Origin of the sequence: Actinomadura violacea (genome assembly GCF_017573465.1) — a bacterium.
GTDB lineage: Bacteria > Actinomycetota > Actinomycetes > Streptosporangiales > Streptosporangiaceae > Spirillospora > Spirillospora violacea.
On sequence record NZ_JAGEPF010000004.1, the window covers coordinates 16,199 to 31,862 of the forward strand.

Here is a 15,664-nt window from a genome sequence, read left to right on the forward strand (position 1 = left end):
CAGCATGGAGCCGACCCCCGTACGCTGCCCGGCGATCGAGCACCCGGACGTGCCGCGGGCCGACCCGGCCGCGCTGGCGCCGCTGCTGGCGCGGCTCGCCGACGCCGCGCCGGTCGAGGGCGACGAGGCGTTCCCGCTCGGGACGCTGCGCGGCGACGGCCGCGTGGACCTGTGCAAGCAGGGGCTCGGGGCGGCGGGGGTGGCGCGGCTCGTCCCGGCGGCGGTCGCGTCGCCGCACGCGGTGCACCTGCTGCTCGGGACGAACGCGATGGGCGGCGAGGGCGCGCGGACGATCGCCGGCGCGCTGGAGCCGGGCCACGGCGTCCGGACGCTGTACCTCGGCTGCAACCGCATCGACGGGGACGGCGCGGCGGTGCTCGCGGACCGGCTCGCATCCGACGGGGAGGTGCGTGCGCTGTGGCTGAAGCGCAACCCCGTCGGTGACGCGGGCGCGCGGGCGGTCGCCGCGATGCTGCGCCGCAACACGGCGATCCGGACGCTGGACCTGGTCAACACCGGTCTCGGCATGGACGGCCTGCGTGCGCTGCTCGGCGCGCTGACGGCCCGGGACGTGCCGCTGGAGCGGCTGTTCGTCGGCGGGAACGGCATCGGCCCGGACGCGGCGGACCTGCTGGCCGCGCTGGTCCGCGACGCGGGCGTCCGCGAGCTGTACGCGCCCGCGAACCACCTCGGCGACGAGGGTGCCGCGGTGCTGGCGTCGGCGGCGGAGTCGGCGGGGCGCCCGGTGCGGTTCGGTCTCGGCGGCAACGGCGTCGGGCCGGACGGCGCGCGGTCGCTGGCCGGGGCGCTCGGCGCGATCGAGGCGCTGGACCTGAGCCGGCCGCCGTCGGAGCGGGCACTCGGCGCGCCGCCCAACGCCACCGGCGACGAGGGCGCGGCGGCGCTCGCAGCGGCGCTGCCCGGCAGCCCGCTGCGCCGTCTCGGGCTGAGCCACACCGGCCTGACCGGGCGCGGCGCGAAGACGCTGCTGGCCGGCGTCGGCGCGGAGAGCCGGCTGGAGTACGTCGGTCTCGGCCCGGGCGTCCCGCGCAGGGTGAAGCGCGCGTTCGCGGAGCGGCTGCGCCCGGCGGCCCGCCCGCACCCCGACGTGCACGCGATCGCGAGCGTCTACCGTTGACGGTCTTCCACCCTCCCCCGTCCTGGCGTGAGATCGGGCCGGCCTGGCAGCGCGCCCGCAGGTACGGCCTGCCGCCCGCCGCGGTCGCGAAGGCGGCCGAGCGGCGGCGGGCTGGCGACTGGCGCGGCGCCTGCGCGGCGGCGCGCGTCGACGTCGCGTTCGACCCGGCGGACGTCGCGCGCGAGCACGGCGCGCAGGAGGCGGCCCGGCTGGAGGAGGACCTGCGGCATCTCGTCCCGGACCTGCTGCACTGGCACCTGCCCCGGGACGCGTTCCAGGCCGGGGGCGTGAGCACGTTCACCGCCGGACGGCGGTTCGCGCTCACCCGCTACCGCGCGCCAGGGGCGCCATGGTCTGCGGTGCTGCAGGTCGCGGCACCGCCGACGGCGTTCGCGCCGCAGCGGCCGGCGCTGGAACTGGCGTCCGCGGTCTCGGCGGACGAGGACTGGACCGCCGACCGGTACCTGTTCGACGACCGGCACTGCCACGAGCTGGCCGAGCACTACGGCGGGCACGGGCGCGTCCCGTTCTTCCACGCGGACGGCACGCCCCGCGACCCGGGCGAGCTGCCCGCGTCCGACCCCGGCCCCGGCGATGCCGTTGCCCGGGCCGAATGGGCGCTGCTGCTCGCCGGGCGGCCCGGCGCCGGACGCGCGGAGATCCAGGCGGCCTTCGACGCCGTGGGGATCGGGCTGGTCCTGGAGGAGCATCCGAAGACGCAGCCGTGGGAGCGCGGCCCGTGGTCCGATCTGTCCCGGCTGGGCACGGCGGCGCCGATGCTCGCGCACCGGATCCGGCGCCTGGCGGGGCGCGGCGGCCGCCCGCTGTCCGCGCTGGTCCGGCTGCCGGACCGGCAGGTCACCGTGCGCGTCGAGGCGGGCGGGCGGCGCGAGCGCCCGCTGGTCTGGCCGGCGCACACCGGCGAGACGCGGCGGCGCACGCCCGCCCCGGGATGCTGGCACGACCTGCCCGACCTCGACCTGCTCCGCGGCGGGCTGCTCGCCCCGGACGAACTGCATCCGCTCGTCCGGTCGGCGCTCTTCCCCGGCCGTCCGCCGCAGGACGGCCCTGCCGATGGGCCCGGCCACAGGCTGCCGGCGACGGTGCGGGTGCGCTGTGAAGGGGTGTGGCACAAGGTCAGGCTGGGCGACGGCGACCTGCGGATCCCGCACACCGAGGAGGAGGCGCGCCGCGAGCAGGCGTTCGGCGCGTTCGGCGGCGCGGTCGGCGGCTGCTTCGCGGCCCGCCGGGCCTGGCGGTCGGGGGCGGGCCGGCTGCCGCGCGCGCTGCGGCGGCACCGGAACGAGGTGTTCCTGCGCGCCCGGCACGGCGACGCCGACGGCGTCCTGCGCCTGCTGGACGCCGGGCTCGACCCGCACGTGACGGACGGCCGCGGCTGGACGCTCCTGCACGCCCTCTACGCGATGGACCACGAGGCGCTGCTGCCTCGGCTGCTGGAGGCGGGCCTCGACGTCGACGCCGCCGACCGCGACGGCCGCACGCCGGCGCTCCTCGCCGTCCAGCACCACGGCTCCCCCGCGCTGGTGCGCGCGCTGCTGGACGCCGGGGCGCGCACCGAGATCGCGGCGGCCCCGATGCCGCCGCACGGCCCGTCCACCCTGAGCAAGGCCGCCGAGAAGGCCGAACGCGACGATCTGGAGTTCCTGCCGTGACCACCGAGACCGTGACGGGGCCGCTCGACGCGGCGGACGAGCTGAACCGGCGGGCCGGCGCCTGGCGCGCCGAGCCGGCGCGCAGCGTGCAGCTGGAGGCGCTCGCGCTGGCGGTGTCGGCGAACATCCCGGTGCTGCTGTGGGGCGAGCCGGGCATCGGCAAGTCCGCGGGCATGGAGCGGCTCGCCGAGGGGCTCGGTGTCCCGCTGGAGACGGTCATCGCGAGCGTGCACGAGCCGTCCGACTTCGCCGGGCTGCCGATCATCGGGGACGACCCGGCCGCGACGGGGGTGCCGATGGCGCCGCCGGACTGGGCGGTGCGGCTGGCGGCCGCGGGCCGCGGCGTCGTGTTCTTCGACGAGCTGTCGTCGGCGCCGCCGGCGGTGCAGGCGGCGCTGCTGCGCGTCGTGCTGGAGCGGCGGGTCGGCAGCCTGCGGCTGCCGGCGCCGGTCCGGGTCGTCGCGGCGGCGAACCCGCCGGCGAGCGCGGCGGACGGCTGGCACCTGTCGCCGCCGCTGGCGAACCGGTTCGTCCACCTGCACTGGACGCACGACCCGCGCACGGTGGCGCGCGGGATGGCGGGCACCTGGCCGGAGCTGACCGTCCCGGTGGTGGACGGGTCGAAGGCGTCCGCCGCGATCGCCCGCGCGCGCGGCGCCGTGTCCGGGTTCCTCACGGCGCGGCCCGGGCTCGCGCACCACCTGCCGGAGGACGCCGAGGCGCGGGGCGGCGCATGGCCGTCGCCGCGCAGCTGGGAGATGGCGCTGCGGCTGCTCGCCACCGGGTACGCGACGGGCGCCGGGCAGGAGGCGGTGTCCGCCGCGGTGATCGGCGCGATCGGCGACGGCGCGGGCCTCGAACTGCTCTCCTACCTGGAGGAGCTGGACCTGCCCGACCCCGACCGGGTGCTGGCCGACCCGAAGGCGTTCGCGCTGCCCGAGCGCGGTGACCGGCAGCTGGCGTTCCTGACCGCGGTGGTCTCCTCGGTGCAGGGCGACTGCACCCGCAGGCGGTGGGAGGCGGGCTGGGAGGTGCTGGCGAAGGCGGTCGACGCGGGCGTCCCGGACGTGGCGGCGCGCGCCGCGTCGGACCTGGCTGCGCTGCGCGACGTCCGGTGGCCGGTGCCGCCGGGGATCGACGCGTTCATCGACATCCTGCAGCTGTCCGGCGCGCTGCCGGGCGCGTGACCGCCGTGCTGGACCGGACGAAGCTGCTCGCCGCCCGCTTCAAGGCCGCCGGCGACCGCCCCTACCTGGCGTCCGCGCTGTACTCGCTGACGGTCGTGCCGAGCGGCCGGGTGCCGACGATGGGCGTCGACCGGCACTGGCGGTGCTACGTCTCGCCCGCGTTCGTGGACGCCACGCCCGTCGAGGAGCTGGCGGGCGTGTGGATCCACGAGGTCGCGCACCTGCTGCGCGACCACCACGGCCGCGCGTCCCGGCTGCCGGCCGCCGACCAGCGCGACCACGGGCGGGTCAACATCGCGCAGGACTGCGAGATCAACGACGACCTGCTCGCCGACGGGCTGCCGCTGCCCGCCGGGCGGATGCATCCCCGCGACTTCGGGCTGCCCGAGGGGCGGATGTTCGAGGAGTACCTGAAGGGCGTCCCCGCGCAGCCGCACCACGACTGCGGGTCGGGCGCGCACGGCGTGCCGATGCCGTGGGAGCCGGACGGGGCGGGCGCGCCGTCGGTGCGGGCGACCGAGGCGGAGGCGCTGCGGCGCGCGACCGCCGAGGCGATGCGGGCGCACCAGCGGGCGCGCGGGACGCTGCCCGGCGGGTGGCAGCGGTGGGCCGACCAGGTCCTCGAACCGGTCGTGGACTGGCGGCGGGTGCTGGCGGGCGCGGTGCGGGAGGCGGTCGCGTGGGCGGGCGGCGCCGTCGACTACACCTACCGGCGGCCGTCGCGCCGCACCCCCGCGCTGCGCGGCGCCGTGCTGCCGAGCCTGCGCCGCCCGCTGCCCCGCGTCGCGATCGTGATCGACACGTCCGGGTCCATGGGCGACGACGAGCTGGCGGCGGCGCTCGCCGAGGTCACCGGGGTGCTGCGGGAGGTCGGCGTCCGCGGCAACCGGGTGACCGTGCTGGCCTGCGACGCCGACGTGCAGGCGGTGTCGCGGGTGACGTCGGTCGAGCAGGTCGAGCTCGGCGGGGGCGGCGGCACCGACATGCGGGTCGGGATCGCGCGGGCGCTCGCGCAGCCCGACCGGCCGCAGGTCGTGATCGTCCTCACCGACGGGTACACGCCGTGGCCGGAGGAGTCCCCGTCCTGCCGGCTGATCGCCGTGCTCGTCGGCGACTGCACCTTCGACCCGCCCCGGTGGGTGGAGACGGTCCGGATCGACCGGGCCTCGTAGGGTACGTCTGGACGAGGGAGGCGCCCATGAGCGACGTGCCCGGACGCGACGGCCCCGGCGAGCCGCGCCTGGAGGAGGTGTCCGACGGCGTGTTCGCCTACGTCCAACCGGACGGCACCTGGTGGATCAACAACACCGGCTTCCTCGCCGCCGAGCGCGGGGTGATCAGTGTCGACGCGTGCTCGACCAAGCGCCGCACCCGCGCCTACCTGGACGCGATCCGGACGGTCACCGACCGGCCCGTCCGGACGCTGGTGAACACCCACCACCACGGCGACCACACCTTCGGCAACTACCTGTTCTCCGGCGCCACCATCGTCGGCCACGAGCGGACCCGCGAGAACGCGCTCGCGTGGGGCAGGCCGTTCGACGAGCCGTTCTGGACGAAGGTGGAGTGGGGCGGCGTCGAGGTCGAGCCGCCCTTCCTCACCTACACCGGCGGCGTCACGCTGTGGTCCGGGGACCTGCGCTGCGAGGTCCGGCACGTCGGCACCGCCGCGCACACCACCAACGACTCGATCGTGTGGATCCCGGAGCGCCGCGTGCTGTTCTGCGGCGACCTGCTGTTCAACGGCGGCACCCCGTTCGTGATGCAGGGGTCGGTGGCGGGCGCGATCGCGGTGCTGGAGGAGGTCGTCGCGCCGCTGGACGCGGCGGTGATCGTCCCGGGGCACGGGCCCGTGGCGGGCCCGGAGCTGATCGGCCGCGTCCTCGGCTACCTGCGGTTCCTGCAGGCGACGGCGGCGGACGGCAAGGCCGCCGGGCTGTCCCCGCTGGAGGCAGCCCGGGAGGCCGATCTCGGCGAGTACGCGGAGCTGACCGACTCCGAGCGGATCGTCGGCAACCTGCACCGGGCGTACGCCGAGCTGGACGGCCTGGAGCCGGGCGGCGAGATCGACACCGCCACGGCCCTGCTGGAGATGGTCGACTACAACGGCGGCCGTCCCCTGACCTGCCGGGCCTGACGGCCCGCCCGGCGGTGACGCGGCCGGCTAGGCGGTGACGCGGCCGGCTAGGCGGTGACGCGCTCGTCCCAGTCGACGCGGAACCGCTGCACGAACCCGAACATCTGCTCCGGGTCGACCGGGCCGGCCGGGCCGCCCGCCGACTTCTCCTTGTTCGTCTGCGCGGCGGCAGCGGCGATCGCCTCGACGCGCGGGCGCCGCAGCTCCTCGTAGGCGGTGAACGCGGCGGCCGGGTCCGGCAGGTCGCGCAGGCAGCGGGCTAGCTCCACCGCGCTCTCGATCGCCAGCGACGCGCCCTGCCCCGAGCTCGGCGACGGCGCGTGCGCGGAGTCGCCGACGAGGACCATCCGGCCGCGGTGCCAGTGCGGGACGCGCGGCATGATCTCGATGCCGCCGAGGACGAACAGGTCCTCGGCCCGGCTGTGCCGCAGCAGCGCGCCGCCGGGGACGTCGTCGGCGTGCAGGTCGCGGAGCCGCTCGAGCCACTGCGCGGGCGGCGTGTTCCGCGAGGCGAACGCGGTGGCCGCGTCGGGCTCGGGGACGTTGCTGAACCAGGCGACGCGGCCGTCGGGCGTCCACCAGTAGCCGAGGAACGCGCGGGCGCCGAACGCGAAATACATGGTGTCAGGGTCGGGCATCACGCCGCTGCCGGACGCGGTCCCGCCGATCCCGATGAGCCCGGTGTACTCGGGGCCGGGCGCGGCCGGGTCGATGAGGCGGCGGACGGTGGAGCGGATGCCGTCCGCGCCGACCAGGAGGTCGGCGGTGGCGGTGGTGCCGTCGTCGAAGTGCGCGGTGACGGCGCCGGCGGTCTCCTCCGCGCCGGTCAGCCGCTTCCCGTACTCGATCTTGACGCCGCGGGCGGCGGCGTGGTCGTGCAGGGCGCGGTTCAGGTCGGCCCTGGCCAGGACGTGGCTCGCGGGCAGGCCGGGGAGGCCGGCGAACTCGGCGAACCGGTTGCCCTTGCCGTCCCCCATCGCCATGCCGGGCATCGGGCGGCCGGCGGCGCGGACGGCGTCGGCGGCGCCGATCACCTCCAGCGCGTTGAGGCCGTTCGGCGCGACGGTCAGCGCGGCGCCGCCGTCCTGCTCGGCGGGGTGCGTCTCGTACACGGTCGCGTCGATGCCCGCCTTGCGCAGGGCCAGGGCCGTCACCGGGCCCGCGATGCCGCCGCCGATCACCAGGGCCGTCCGGTCGGGGGTCATGTCGTCTCCTCGCGTCGTCATGGCCTCATAGTCACACTGAAACTAGTTGCAAGTCAACTAGTGTGCATGCGGCTAGTATCGGTGCATGAGCGCACCCGTCCGCAGTTCCCCGCTGGCCCTGACCGTGCTGGCGCTGCTGCACACCCGGCCGCTGCACCCGTACGGGATCCAGCGGCTGATCAAGGAGTGGGGCAAGGAGCAGGTCGTCAACGTCGAGCAGCGCGCGAGCCTGTACCGGACGATCGACCGGCTCAACGCGGCCGGGCTGATCGCCGTCCGGCAGACCGAGCGCGGCAGCCAGTACCCGGAGCGGACCGTCTACGAGGTGACCGAGGCCGGGCGGGAGACGGCGCGGACCTGGATCCGCGCGATGCTCGCGGCGCCGAAGCGGGAGTTCCCCGAGTTCCCGGCGGCGGTGTCGAACGCGATGCTGCTGCCGCCCGCCGAACTGCTGGGCCTGCTGGAGGAGCGCCTGCGGGAACTGGAGAAGGACCTGGCCGGGCTGGACGCGAGCCTCGGCGAGGAGGCGGAGATGGGCCTGCCGCGCGTCACCATGCTCGACACGGAGTACATGCGCGCGGTCACGGCCGCCGAGACCGGCTGGGTGCGCTCGGTCGTCGACGACCTGCGCGCGGGCCGGCTCACCTGGAGCCGGGAGATGCTGGCGGCGTTCGACAGCGGCGCCCGGTGACGGCGCCGCGAGAGAAGACGCACGAGAAAGAGAAGGCGCACGGAAGAGGGAGGGGTGCGGCGCCGTGCGCCGCACCCCTCCCTCGCTTGCCGATGGTCAGGCGCGCCCCGCGTCCGTGATGGACACGATGGAGGCGGTCTGGAACTTCTTGTGGCCCTTGGCATTGGCCTTGACGTTCGTGCTGTAGGTCTTGTACGTCCAGCTCAGGCTGTACTTGATCTTCAGCTTGTGGGTCGTCTTGCAGCGGTTGTGCCAGTACACCGTGACCGAGGTGTTGCCGTCGCCCCAGGACCAGGCGAAGCAGCCGGCGACGCCGCGGTGCACGGACGCCGAGGCGGGGGCGGCGCCGACGCCGACGCCGAGCCCGGCGGTCGCGACGGCGGCGGTGGCGATGACGGCGGCGCGGGTGCGCAGGCCGGTCCTACCCGAACGCGCGGACATGGGAGATCCTCCTCGTTGGCGGGTTGCGGTCGTGGGTGGAGCGGCGGGTCAGCAGGAGCCCTTGGACAGGATGCTGACCTTGTACGGCATGCTGTTGCCGATCTTCTTGTGGCTCTTCTTCTTGGCCGGGGCGACGAAGCACTTGCTGAAGTAGGTGCCGTTCGAGCGCCGGAAGTCCAGCCAGATGGCGCGCTTCTGGGAGCAGTGGTTGTTGTAGTAGACGGTCGTGGAGACGTTGCCGTCACCCCACGAGATGTTGATCTTGCTGCCCTTCGGCGACTTGCAGGACGCGGACTTGTGGTGCGTCGCGGCCGCGGACACCTTGCCGCCGGACGGGGCCGTCGCGGCGGACGCGGCGGGCGCGCCCACGAGGGCGGCGGCCACTCCGGCGCCGAGCAGGGCGGGAACGATCGTGCGGTACTTCACGTTGCGCCTTTCCGTGGAGTCCAGGAGCGCCCGCGGATTGGCCCTGCCGGTCAGGCCGAAAACCCCTCCGCGGACGGTCCAAGGCTGGCACCGGGTGATCTTCGCGCGCAAGGGTCCCGGCGCTCCCGGGCCCCGGTCCGCGCCCCCGGAGCCCGGGCGTGTCGCGGCCGCCGCGCTGCTCAGCGCCGCCGCCCGGGCCGCCAGTGTGAGATGGATCTCGTCAGCGGAGCTCGGCGGTCGCCAGGAGGCGGATGTGCGCGGTGGCCCACGCCTCCGCCGCGCGGTGCGGATCGTCGGCGCCGAGCGTCCCGGCGAGGTCGGCGAGGGTCGCGGCGGCGGTGCGCAGGCCGATGCGCCGCAGGTCGTCGGCGGCGCGGGCGATCCGGTCGCGCAGGCCCGGCAGGACGTGCAGCAGGCCGCGGTGCGCCGCCTCCGCGCAGACGTCGAGTGCGGCGTGGACGACGTCGCCGAGCGGGTCCGGCGCGGCGGCGGACGGGCCGTCGAGCACGGCGGCGCCGTCGCCGGGCGCCAGGTCGGGAACGACGGTGCCCGACGCGGTCAGCACCGCGAACGGGTCGATGACGAGCCCGCCCCGGTCGCGGCGCACCGCGCCGGTGACCATCCGGGGCGCGTCGGCCAGCGCCGCCGCGAGCGCGTCGAGCGCGGCCGGGCGGTACGGGCCGTGCTCGGCGGACACGACCGCCGTCGCGCCCGCCGCGTCCGCGACCACCGCCTCGAGCCGCTGCGCGCCGGGGTGGTAGCCGACGTCGCACACCTCGGCGATCTCGACCGCGCGCACCAGCTCGGCCTCGACGCGCGGCCGCACGAGGCGCGGCGGCAGCGCGTCCAGCGCCCGCTCCTCGGCCTTCAGGTCGCGGACGAGCAGCCCGGCGGGCAGCCCCTCCCAGGCGTTGCCGAGCGGGGTCACGGTCGTCTTGGCGATCCGTCCGGCGGCGACGCGGACGACCCGGCCGGCGCTCCGCGAGGCGCTCTCCGACACCACGTTCGAGGCGGCGAGCGCGCGCAGCGGCGACCCGAGGATCCGGCGCCCGGCGAGGTCGGCGCCGGTGAGCACCTCTCCGTCCGGGACGTTCCAGCGGCGCTTGAGCACCAGGACGACGCCGGTCCCGGCGTGCGCGAGGAACAGGTCGGCGGTGCGGAGCCGGTCGGTGCCACCGACGCGGCAGCCGAGCGCGGTGAGCCGGACGCGGCGCAGCGGCGTCTCGGCGGACTCGTCGGTGCCGAGCACCTGCGAGCGGGTGCCGCCGGCGGCGGATGCCCGGTGCCGCGCGTGCACCTCGGCGATCAGCGCGGCGAACCGCGCGGGATCGTGGCCGGCGTCGCGCTCGTGGTAGGCGGTGAGCTGCCCGGCGAGGTCGTCGACGGCGCCGGCGGGCCAGTGCAGGTTCCGCGCGGCCAGTTCGGCGGCGGTGCGGCGCAGCGCGGTGGCGAGGACGGGCCCGGCGTGCACCGCGCCCTCCAGCAGCACCTGGTCGACGAGGCGGGCGGCCGCGTCGAGGCCGCCGGAGCCGTCCGCGCCCTTCCCTTCGCCGCCGACGTCGAGCCGGACGTCGGTGCCGGTGAGGCCCTGCTCGTCGGCGGCGCGGAACGCCCAGGCGGCCAGCACGGTCATCTCACCGCGGACGGACGCGACGGCGTCGGTGTGCACGTAGCCGAGCTCGCCGGGCACGAGGAACCGGACGGTGCAGGTCTGGAGCTCGACGCGCGCGACGGGGTCGTCCGGCGTCGGCCGGTGGACCGCGGCGGCGTAGCCGGCACGGTGGGCGCGGCGGGCGGCGGTGAGGGCGCGGCGACCGAGGACGGCGGCGAGCGCGTCGTCGTCCAGCGACCCGGGCGACCAGTCGGCCGCCTCGGCCGGGGCCGGCTCCTCCTCGGGCGCATCGGCGGCGGCGCCGCGCTGGTAGGCCAGGACGAGGCCGATCTGATGGCGGCACGTCCCGGTCGCGGCGCAGGTGCAGGTCGCGGCCTCCAGGCCCGCGCCCGCGGGCAGCGCCGCGGTGGTCCCGTCGGGGTACCGGCCCTCGACGCCGCCGTCCGGCGCGACGGTCGTCTCGGGGCCGTTCCCCGCGTCCAGGTCCTTCGTGGCGCGCTTGACCAGCCCCCGGTTGGCGAGGGCGGCGAGCGCGTCCGGCGTCAGCGCGAGCAGGTCGGCGCGCGTCACGATCCGATCCTCTCCGCGACGAACTCGGCGAGCCGGCCGGGCGTCATCGCGCCGACGTGCGCGCCGGCGGCGGCGAGCCGGCGGCCCATCTCGCGGTCGTAGGTGGGGTTGGCGTCGCCGTCCAGCGCGGCGAGTCCGAGCACGCAGGTGCCCTGCTCGGCCAGCCGCCGCACCTCCCGGACGAGCCTCCCGGCGTCGCCGCCCTCGTAGAAGTCGCTGATGACGGCGAGGATCGCGCGGCGCGGGTTGTCGACCAGGCCGGCGCCGTAGGCGACCGCGCGGGCGATGTCGGTGCCGCCGCCGAGCTGCACCTTCATCAGCAGCTCCGCGGGGTCGGTGACGTCGGACGTCAGGTCCACGACGGAGGTGTCGAACGCGACGAGGTGGGTCTTCAGGCCCGGCAGCCCCCACAGGCAGGCGGCGGTGACCGCCGAGTGGATCACCGAGTCGAGCATCGAGCCGGACTGGTCGACCAGCAGGATCATCTGCCACTGCTCGACGTGCCGCCGCGTCCGCGACACGAACCGCGGGTTCTCGATGTAGAGGCGCCGCTCGTCGGGCCGGTAGTGCCGGAGGTTCGCGCGGACCGTCCCGTGGAAGTCGAAGTTGCGGGAGTTGCGGATCCGGCTCGGCCGCCGCGACCGCGTCCCATGGAACGCCTGCCTGACCTCCGTGGCGAGCTTCTCCATGAGTTCCCGCACCACGGCCTCGACGATCCGCCGCGCGAGCGCGAGCACCTCCGGGTTCATCAGGTGCTTGGTGCGCATGACGGCGCGCAGCAGCGCCCGGTCCGGCTCGATCCGCTCCAGCACCGCCGGGTCGGTGACGATGTCGTGGATCTCGTAGCGCTCGACGGCGTCGCGTTCCAGCCGCTCGATCGTCTCCTTGGGGAACAGCCGGTGCACGTCGTCCAGCCAGTCGACGGTGGTGAGCGCGGACGGGCCGTCGCCGCCGGTCCGGTCGTCGGTGCGGCCGTCGCCGTGCGAGGCGCCGCGCCGGACGCCGCGCCGCGCGAGCTCCGGGTCGCGGCCGTAGAGCCAGTCGAGGGCGCGGTCGCGGGCGGCGGCGTCGCCGCCCAGCGGCCCGGCCGCGCCGCCGGCGGGCGCGCCGAGGATGAGCCGCCAGCGTTCCAGGTCCCCGCCGGGACTCTCGGGTGGGGTCATGGTCGTCCTCCGGTGAGTCCGGCGGCGTGCAGGGCGCGGTCGACGCGCTCCTCCAGGGCGCGCGCCTCGGCCACGACGAGCGGGTCGCGGGGCGCGCGCAGCAGCGCGCGGGCGGATCCGCCCTGGCCGCGGCGGGCCAGCAGCCGCCCGGCGATCGTCTCCCGCTCGCGCGGCGGGAAGTACTCGAACGCCTGCCGCAGCGCGGGCAGCGCGATGAGGAAGTCCTCCTCGGTGAGGGCGCCGACCAGCTCGTCCAGGACGGCGAGGACGGTCCCGCCCGGGTCGATGACCTCCTGCCTGGCCAGCGCGAACAGCCCGGCGAGCCAGTCGCCGAACACCCGCGGCGCGGCGGCGCCGCGGACCGCGCGGGCCGGGTCGGCGGTGTCGCCGAGCGCCCGGCCGAGGCCGAACGCCGCGCCGCGCAGGTCGGGCGGCGCGTCGGGGGCGGCGGCGACGCGGCGGGCGACACCGAGCGCCGCGTCCCGGTCGACGCGCAGCGTCCCGGACGCGTGCAGCAGCGCGTCGCGGGCCGCGGCGAGCGCCCCCAGCCGGGCGCGGTCGGCGGGCCCGGGGCCGCCGCGGATCCCTTCGGCGAGCCACAGGATCCGCTCGGTGCACTCCTCGATGACGGTGCCGAACAGCGGGCTGCGGGCCGTGCCGAGGACGTGGTCGTGCCGCCACAGGCCGAGGACGACGTCCAGCGCGCGGCCGAGCGCGCCGACGTCGGAGGCGCCCGCGACCCCGGCGGCGAGGGACGCGGCGATCCGGCCGGACTGCCCGGCGCAGCCGCACAGCGCCGCGTCGAACAGCGCCTCCGCGAGCCGTCCCATGTCGCCGCCCGCGCCGGCCGTCCGCTCGTCCAGGACGGCGGCCGCGGCGTCGCCGAGGGTCGGGCCGTAGGCGCCGGCCTCGATCAGCGCCGCCGTCCGGGTGCCGTCCGGGTCGGACGTGTCGACGTGCCAGACCTCGTCCAGCACCGGGTCGGCGCCGGTCTCGGGGCCCGATTCGCGCCGCACGCCGGGGATGCCGAGGACCCGCAGCCGGTGCAGCGCGCGGCTGCGCTCCAGCCCGCGCGCGGCGGTCAGCTTCAGCGTGATCCGGCCGCCGCCGGCGAGGCCGAGCCGCTCCAGTTCGGCGGCGGCGTCGTGCACGAGCGGCGGCGCGGGCGTGTCGCGGTGCAGGCGGCCGACGCGGTTCCCGCTCAGCGCCGCCACCATCTCCGCGACGGCCGGATGCGCGCCCGGCGCGAGGGGGCCGCGCGACGTCCACGGCAGCCGCTGGTCGAGGTCCTCGCCGACCAGCGCGGACACCAGCCCGTCGAGCAGGTCGGTGCGGGCGGGCGAGCGGTGCCCGCGCAGCCGGGTGAGGCCCTCGGTGAGGGTCCGCGCGGCGATCAGGTCGGCGGTCGACACCACCTGCCTGCGCTGGCGCAGCCGCGTCACGACGGTCTCGGTCAGCGCGGCGGCGGCGCCGTCCGGGCCGTCCTCCCAGAGCCGCTGGTAGTACTCCGGCGACGGCATGCCGGACTGGTAGCCGGTGAACGCGTCGAGCCGCCGGAACGAGTACGGGACGAGGAAGCTGCCGCCCGTCGCGTCCTCCCCCGGCGCGGGCACCTCGGGCCACGCGGTGCCGCCGGCGCGGACGAGGGCTTCGAGCGCGGGCTTGTGGAACCCGCCCGTCACCACGACCACCGGGCGGTCGCCCGCGTCGGCCCGCGCCGCCCGGACCCACGCCGCCATGTACGACTCGCGCTCGGAATCGTCGGGCCCCGGCTCCGCTTCGCCGCGCACCAGGTCGAAGTACGCGTCGAGACGCCCGGGCAGGTCGTCGGCGTCGATCTCGAACAGGTGGTCCCACAGCACGTCGGTGTTGTCGACGGCGAACTCCCGGCACAGCCGCTCGGTGGCGTCGGCGTAGCGGCGCTCGGCGTCGGCGTACCGGTTGCCGCGCGCCGCGAACGCGGGATGCCAGGCGGGCAGGTCGATGAACCGCAGCTCCGCGCCGGCGGCCCGGCCCGCGTTGAGCGCCGTCCACTCCGGCGAGTACCCGCAGAACGGCGACCACGACGAGTGCACCCGCGCCGCGTCCCGGTAGAAGCTGTAGATCGCGATCGGCGGCTCGTGCCCGAGGAGCAGCTCGTCCAGCCGCCCGTTGAAGTCGGCGGGGCCCTCCACCAGGACGTACGCGGGGCGCAGCCGCGCGATCGTGTCGCGGACGAGCCGCGCGCACGCCGGGCTGTGGTGCCGGACGCCGACGAACGTGACGGCCATCAGCCGGGCAGCCGGTGCCGGGCCGCGTGCAGCGCCCTCCACTGCTCGCCGTCGCGCCGCGGCGCCTGCTGCTCCAGGTAGCGGCGCAGCCGGGTCAGGTCGTCCGGGCTGTCCTTGGCGGCCGTCCCGGCGAGGCACTCGACGATGTCGGCGGCGCCGCCCGCCTCGCCGCGCAGGAACCAGCCCCGCACGCCGACCGCGTGCGCGACCGACACCGCCTCCGCCGTGCTCATCACGGCCGACAGCCGGTCCATCGCCCGGCCCTCCTCCGTGGTGGCGTTGCGCAGCTCCCGGAACGTGGTGACCAGCACCTCCAGGACGTCGCGGCGCGGCGCGACGCCGACGCCGCTGCGCTCCAGCAGCCGCGCCGCCTCCTGCTCGACCAGGTCCAGCTCGGTCGCGAAGTCGGCGATCGGGAACACCGTCTCGAAGTTGAACCGCCGCTTCAGCGCGGCGCTCATCTCGTTGACGCCGCGGTCGCGGGTGTTCGCGGTCGCGATGACGTTGAAGCCGTCCCGCGCGAACACCATCGCGTCGGGCCCGGTCAGCTCCGGAATCGCGAGCACCCGGTCCGACAGCGGCGACAGCAGCGAGTCCTGCACCTCCAGCGGGCAGCGGGTGATCTCCTCGAACCGGACGACCTTCCCCTCGGCCATCCCGGTGAGCAGCGGCGCCGGGACCAGCGACCGCGTCGACGGCCCCTCCGACACCAGCAGCGCGTAGTTCCACGAGTACCTGATCTGGTCCTCGGTGGTCGCCGCGCCGCCCTGGATGGTCAGCGTGGACGCGCCGGACACGGCCGCCGCGATCAGCTCCGACAGCAGCGACTTGGCGGTGCCGGGCTCGCCGACCAGCATCAGCCCGCGGCTGGTGGCGAGGGTGACGAGCGCGCGGTCGATCAGCGCGGTGTCGCCGACGAACTTGCGGGTCACGCCGAGCGCGTCGTCGCCGACGACGAACCGGCGCGCGCCGGTCAGGCTCAGCGCCCAGCCGGGCGGGCGCGGCCCCGCGTCGTTCTCGCGGAGCCGCTCCAGCTCGGCGGCGAACCGCACCTCCGCGGGCGGCCTCTGCTGGTCGCCGGTGTCCTGGGGGTCCACGACGTCCTGGGGGTCCACGGTGTCCTGCGGCTCGGTGGTGTCTAGGGGCATGGT

General features: G+C 76.5%; 13 protein-coding genes. 6 read left to right on the plus strand and 7 right to left on the minus strand.

What is annotated here, in order from left to right; genetic code table 11:
- The first annotated feature begins 4 nt into the window (after nucleotides 1-4).
- From J4709_RS06140 to J4709_RS06160, 5 genes are read left to right on the plus strand one after another with little or no spacing between them, the layout of a single operon-like run.
- A complete protein-coding gene (locus J4709_RS06140; RefSeq protein WP_208237891.1) occupies nucleotides 5-1,138 on the plus strand; it encodes a leucine-rich repeat domain-containing protein in 1,134 nt (377 codons plus the stop codon).
- The gene (locus J4709_RS06145) at nucleotides 1,135-2,811 is read left to right on the plus strand and encodes an ankyrin repeat domain-containing protein (RefSeq protein ID WP_208237893.1); all 1,677 of its coding nucleotides are present in this window, start codon (nucleotides 1,135-1,137) and stop codon (nucleotides 2,809-2,811) included. The genes J4709_RS06140 and J4709_RS06145 overlap by 4 nt, the downstream gene beginning before the upstream one ends.
- Nucleotides 2,808-3,998, plus strand: coding sequence for an AAA family ATPase (locus tag J4709_RS06150; protein ID WP_307801022.1), 1,191 nt, complete (start codon nucleotides 2,808-2,810; stop codon nucleotides 3,996-3,998). Before J4709_RS06145 ends, J4709_RS06150 begins: the two co-directional genes overlap by 4 nt.
- On the plus strand, nucleotides 3,995-5,170 hold the full coding sequence (locus J4709_RS06155; protein ID WP_307801023.1) for a vWA domain-containing protein: 1,176 nt from the start codon (nucleotides 3,995-3,997) through the stop codon (nucleotides 5,168-5,170). The genes J4709_RS06150 and J4709_RS06155 overlap by 4 nt, the downstream gene beginning before the upstream one ends.
- A gap of 26 nt (nucleotides 5,171-5,196) precedes the next feature.
- Nucleotides 5,197-6,135, plus strand: a complete 939-nt coding sequence (locus J4709_RS06160) for an MBL fold metallo-hydrolase (RefSeq protein WP_208237895.1) — start codon at nucleotides 5,197-5,199, stop codon at nucleotides 6,133-6,135.
- A 47-nt stretch (nucleotides 6,136-6,182) separates the two neighbouring features.
- Here the strand turns inward: J4709_RS06160 and J4709_RS06165 are convergent, their stop codons facing one another.
- A complete protein-coding gene (locus J4709_RS06165; RefSeq protein ID WP_232383073.1) occupies nucleotides 6,183-7,361 on the minus strand; it encodes an FAD-dependent oxidoreductase in 1,179 nt (392 codons plus the stop codon).
- A gap of 64 nt (nucleotides 7,362-7,425) precedes the next feature.
- Between J4709_RS06165 and J4709_RS06170 the strand changes: the two genes are divergently transcribed.
- Entirely contained in the window at nucleotides 7,426-8,031 is a 606-nt protein-coding gene (locus tag J4709_RS06170) for a PadR family transcriptional regulator (RefSeq protein ID WP_232383074.1), read from the plus strand.
- A gap of 96 nt (nucleotides 8,032-8,127) precedes the next feature.
- On the opposite strand, the gene J4709_RS06175 is transcribed toward J4709_RS06170, so the two are convergent.
- From J4709_RS06175 to J4709_RS06200, 6 genes are all read right to left on the minus strand, one after another.
- The gene (locus J4709_RS06175; protein WP_208237897.1) at nucleotides 8,128-8,472 is read right to left on the minus strand and encodes a hypothetical protein; all 345 of its coding nucleotides are present in this window, start codon (nucleotides 8,470-8,472) and stop codon (nucleotides 8,128-8,130) included.
- 48 nt (nucleotides 8,473-8,520) lie between these two features.
- Nucleotides 8,521-8,898 (minus strand): hypothetical protein, encoded by a 378-nt coding sequence (locus tag J4709_RS06180; protein WP_208237899.1) that lies wholly within the window; start codon nucleotides 8,896-8,898, stop codon nucleotides 8,521-8,523.
- A gap of 220 nt (nucleotides 8,899-9,118) precedes the next feature.
- Nucleotides 9,119-11,080 (minus strand): YehQ family protein, encoded by a 1,962-nt coding sequence (locus J4709_RS06185; RefSeq protein ID WP_208237901.1) that lies wholly within the window; start codon nucleotides 11,078-11,080, stop codon nucleotides 9,119-9,121.
- Nucleotides 11,077-12,243, minus strand: a complete 1,167-nt coding sequence (locus J4709_RS06190; RefSeq protein WP_208237903.1) for a VWA domain-containing protein — start codon at nucleotides 12,241-12,243, stop codon at nucleotides 11,077-11,079. The genes J4709_RS06185 and J4709_RS06190 overlap by 4 nt, the downstream gene beginning before the upstream one ends.
- The gene (locus tag J4709_RS06195; RefSeq protein WP_208237905.1) at nucleotides 12,240-14,513 is read right to left on the minus strand and encodes a DUF5682 family protein; all 2,274 of its coding nucleotides are present in this window, start codon (nucleotides 14,511-14,513) and stop codon (nucleotides 12,240-12,242) included. The genes J4709_RS06190 and J4709_RS06195 overlap by 4 nt, the downstream gene beginning before the upstream one ends.
- Nucleotides 14,513-15,661: an ATP-binding protein gene (locus J4709_RS06200; protein WP_208237907.1), complete on the minus strand. Its 1,149-nt coding sequence runs from the start codon at nucleotides 15,659-15,661 to the stop codon at nucleotides 14,513-14,515. The genes J4709_RS06195 and J4709_RS06200 overlap by 1 nt, the downstream gene beginning before the upstream one ends.
- Between the last annotated feature and the right edge of the window lie 3 nt (nucleotides 15,662-15,664).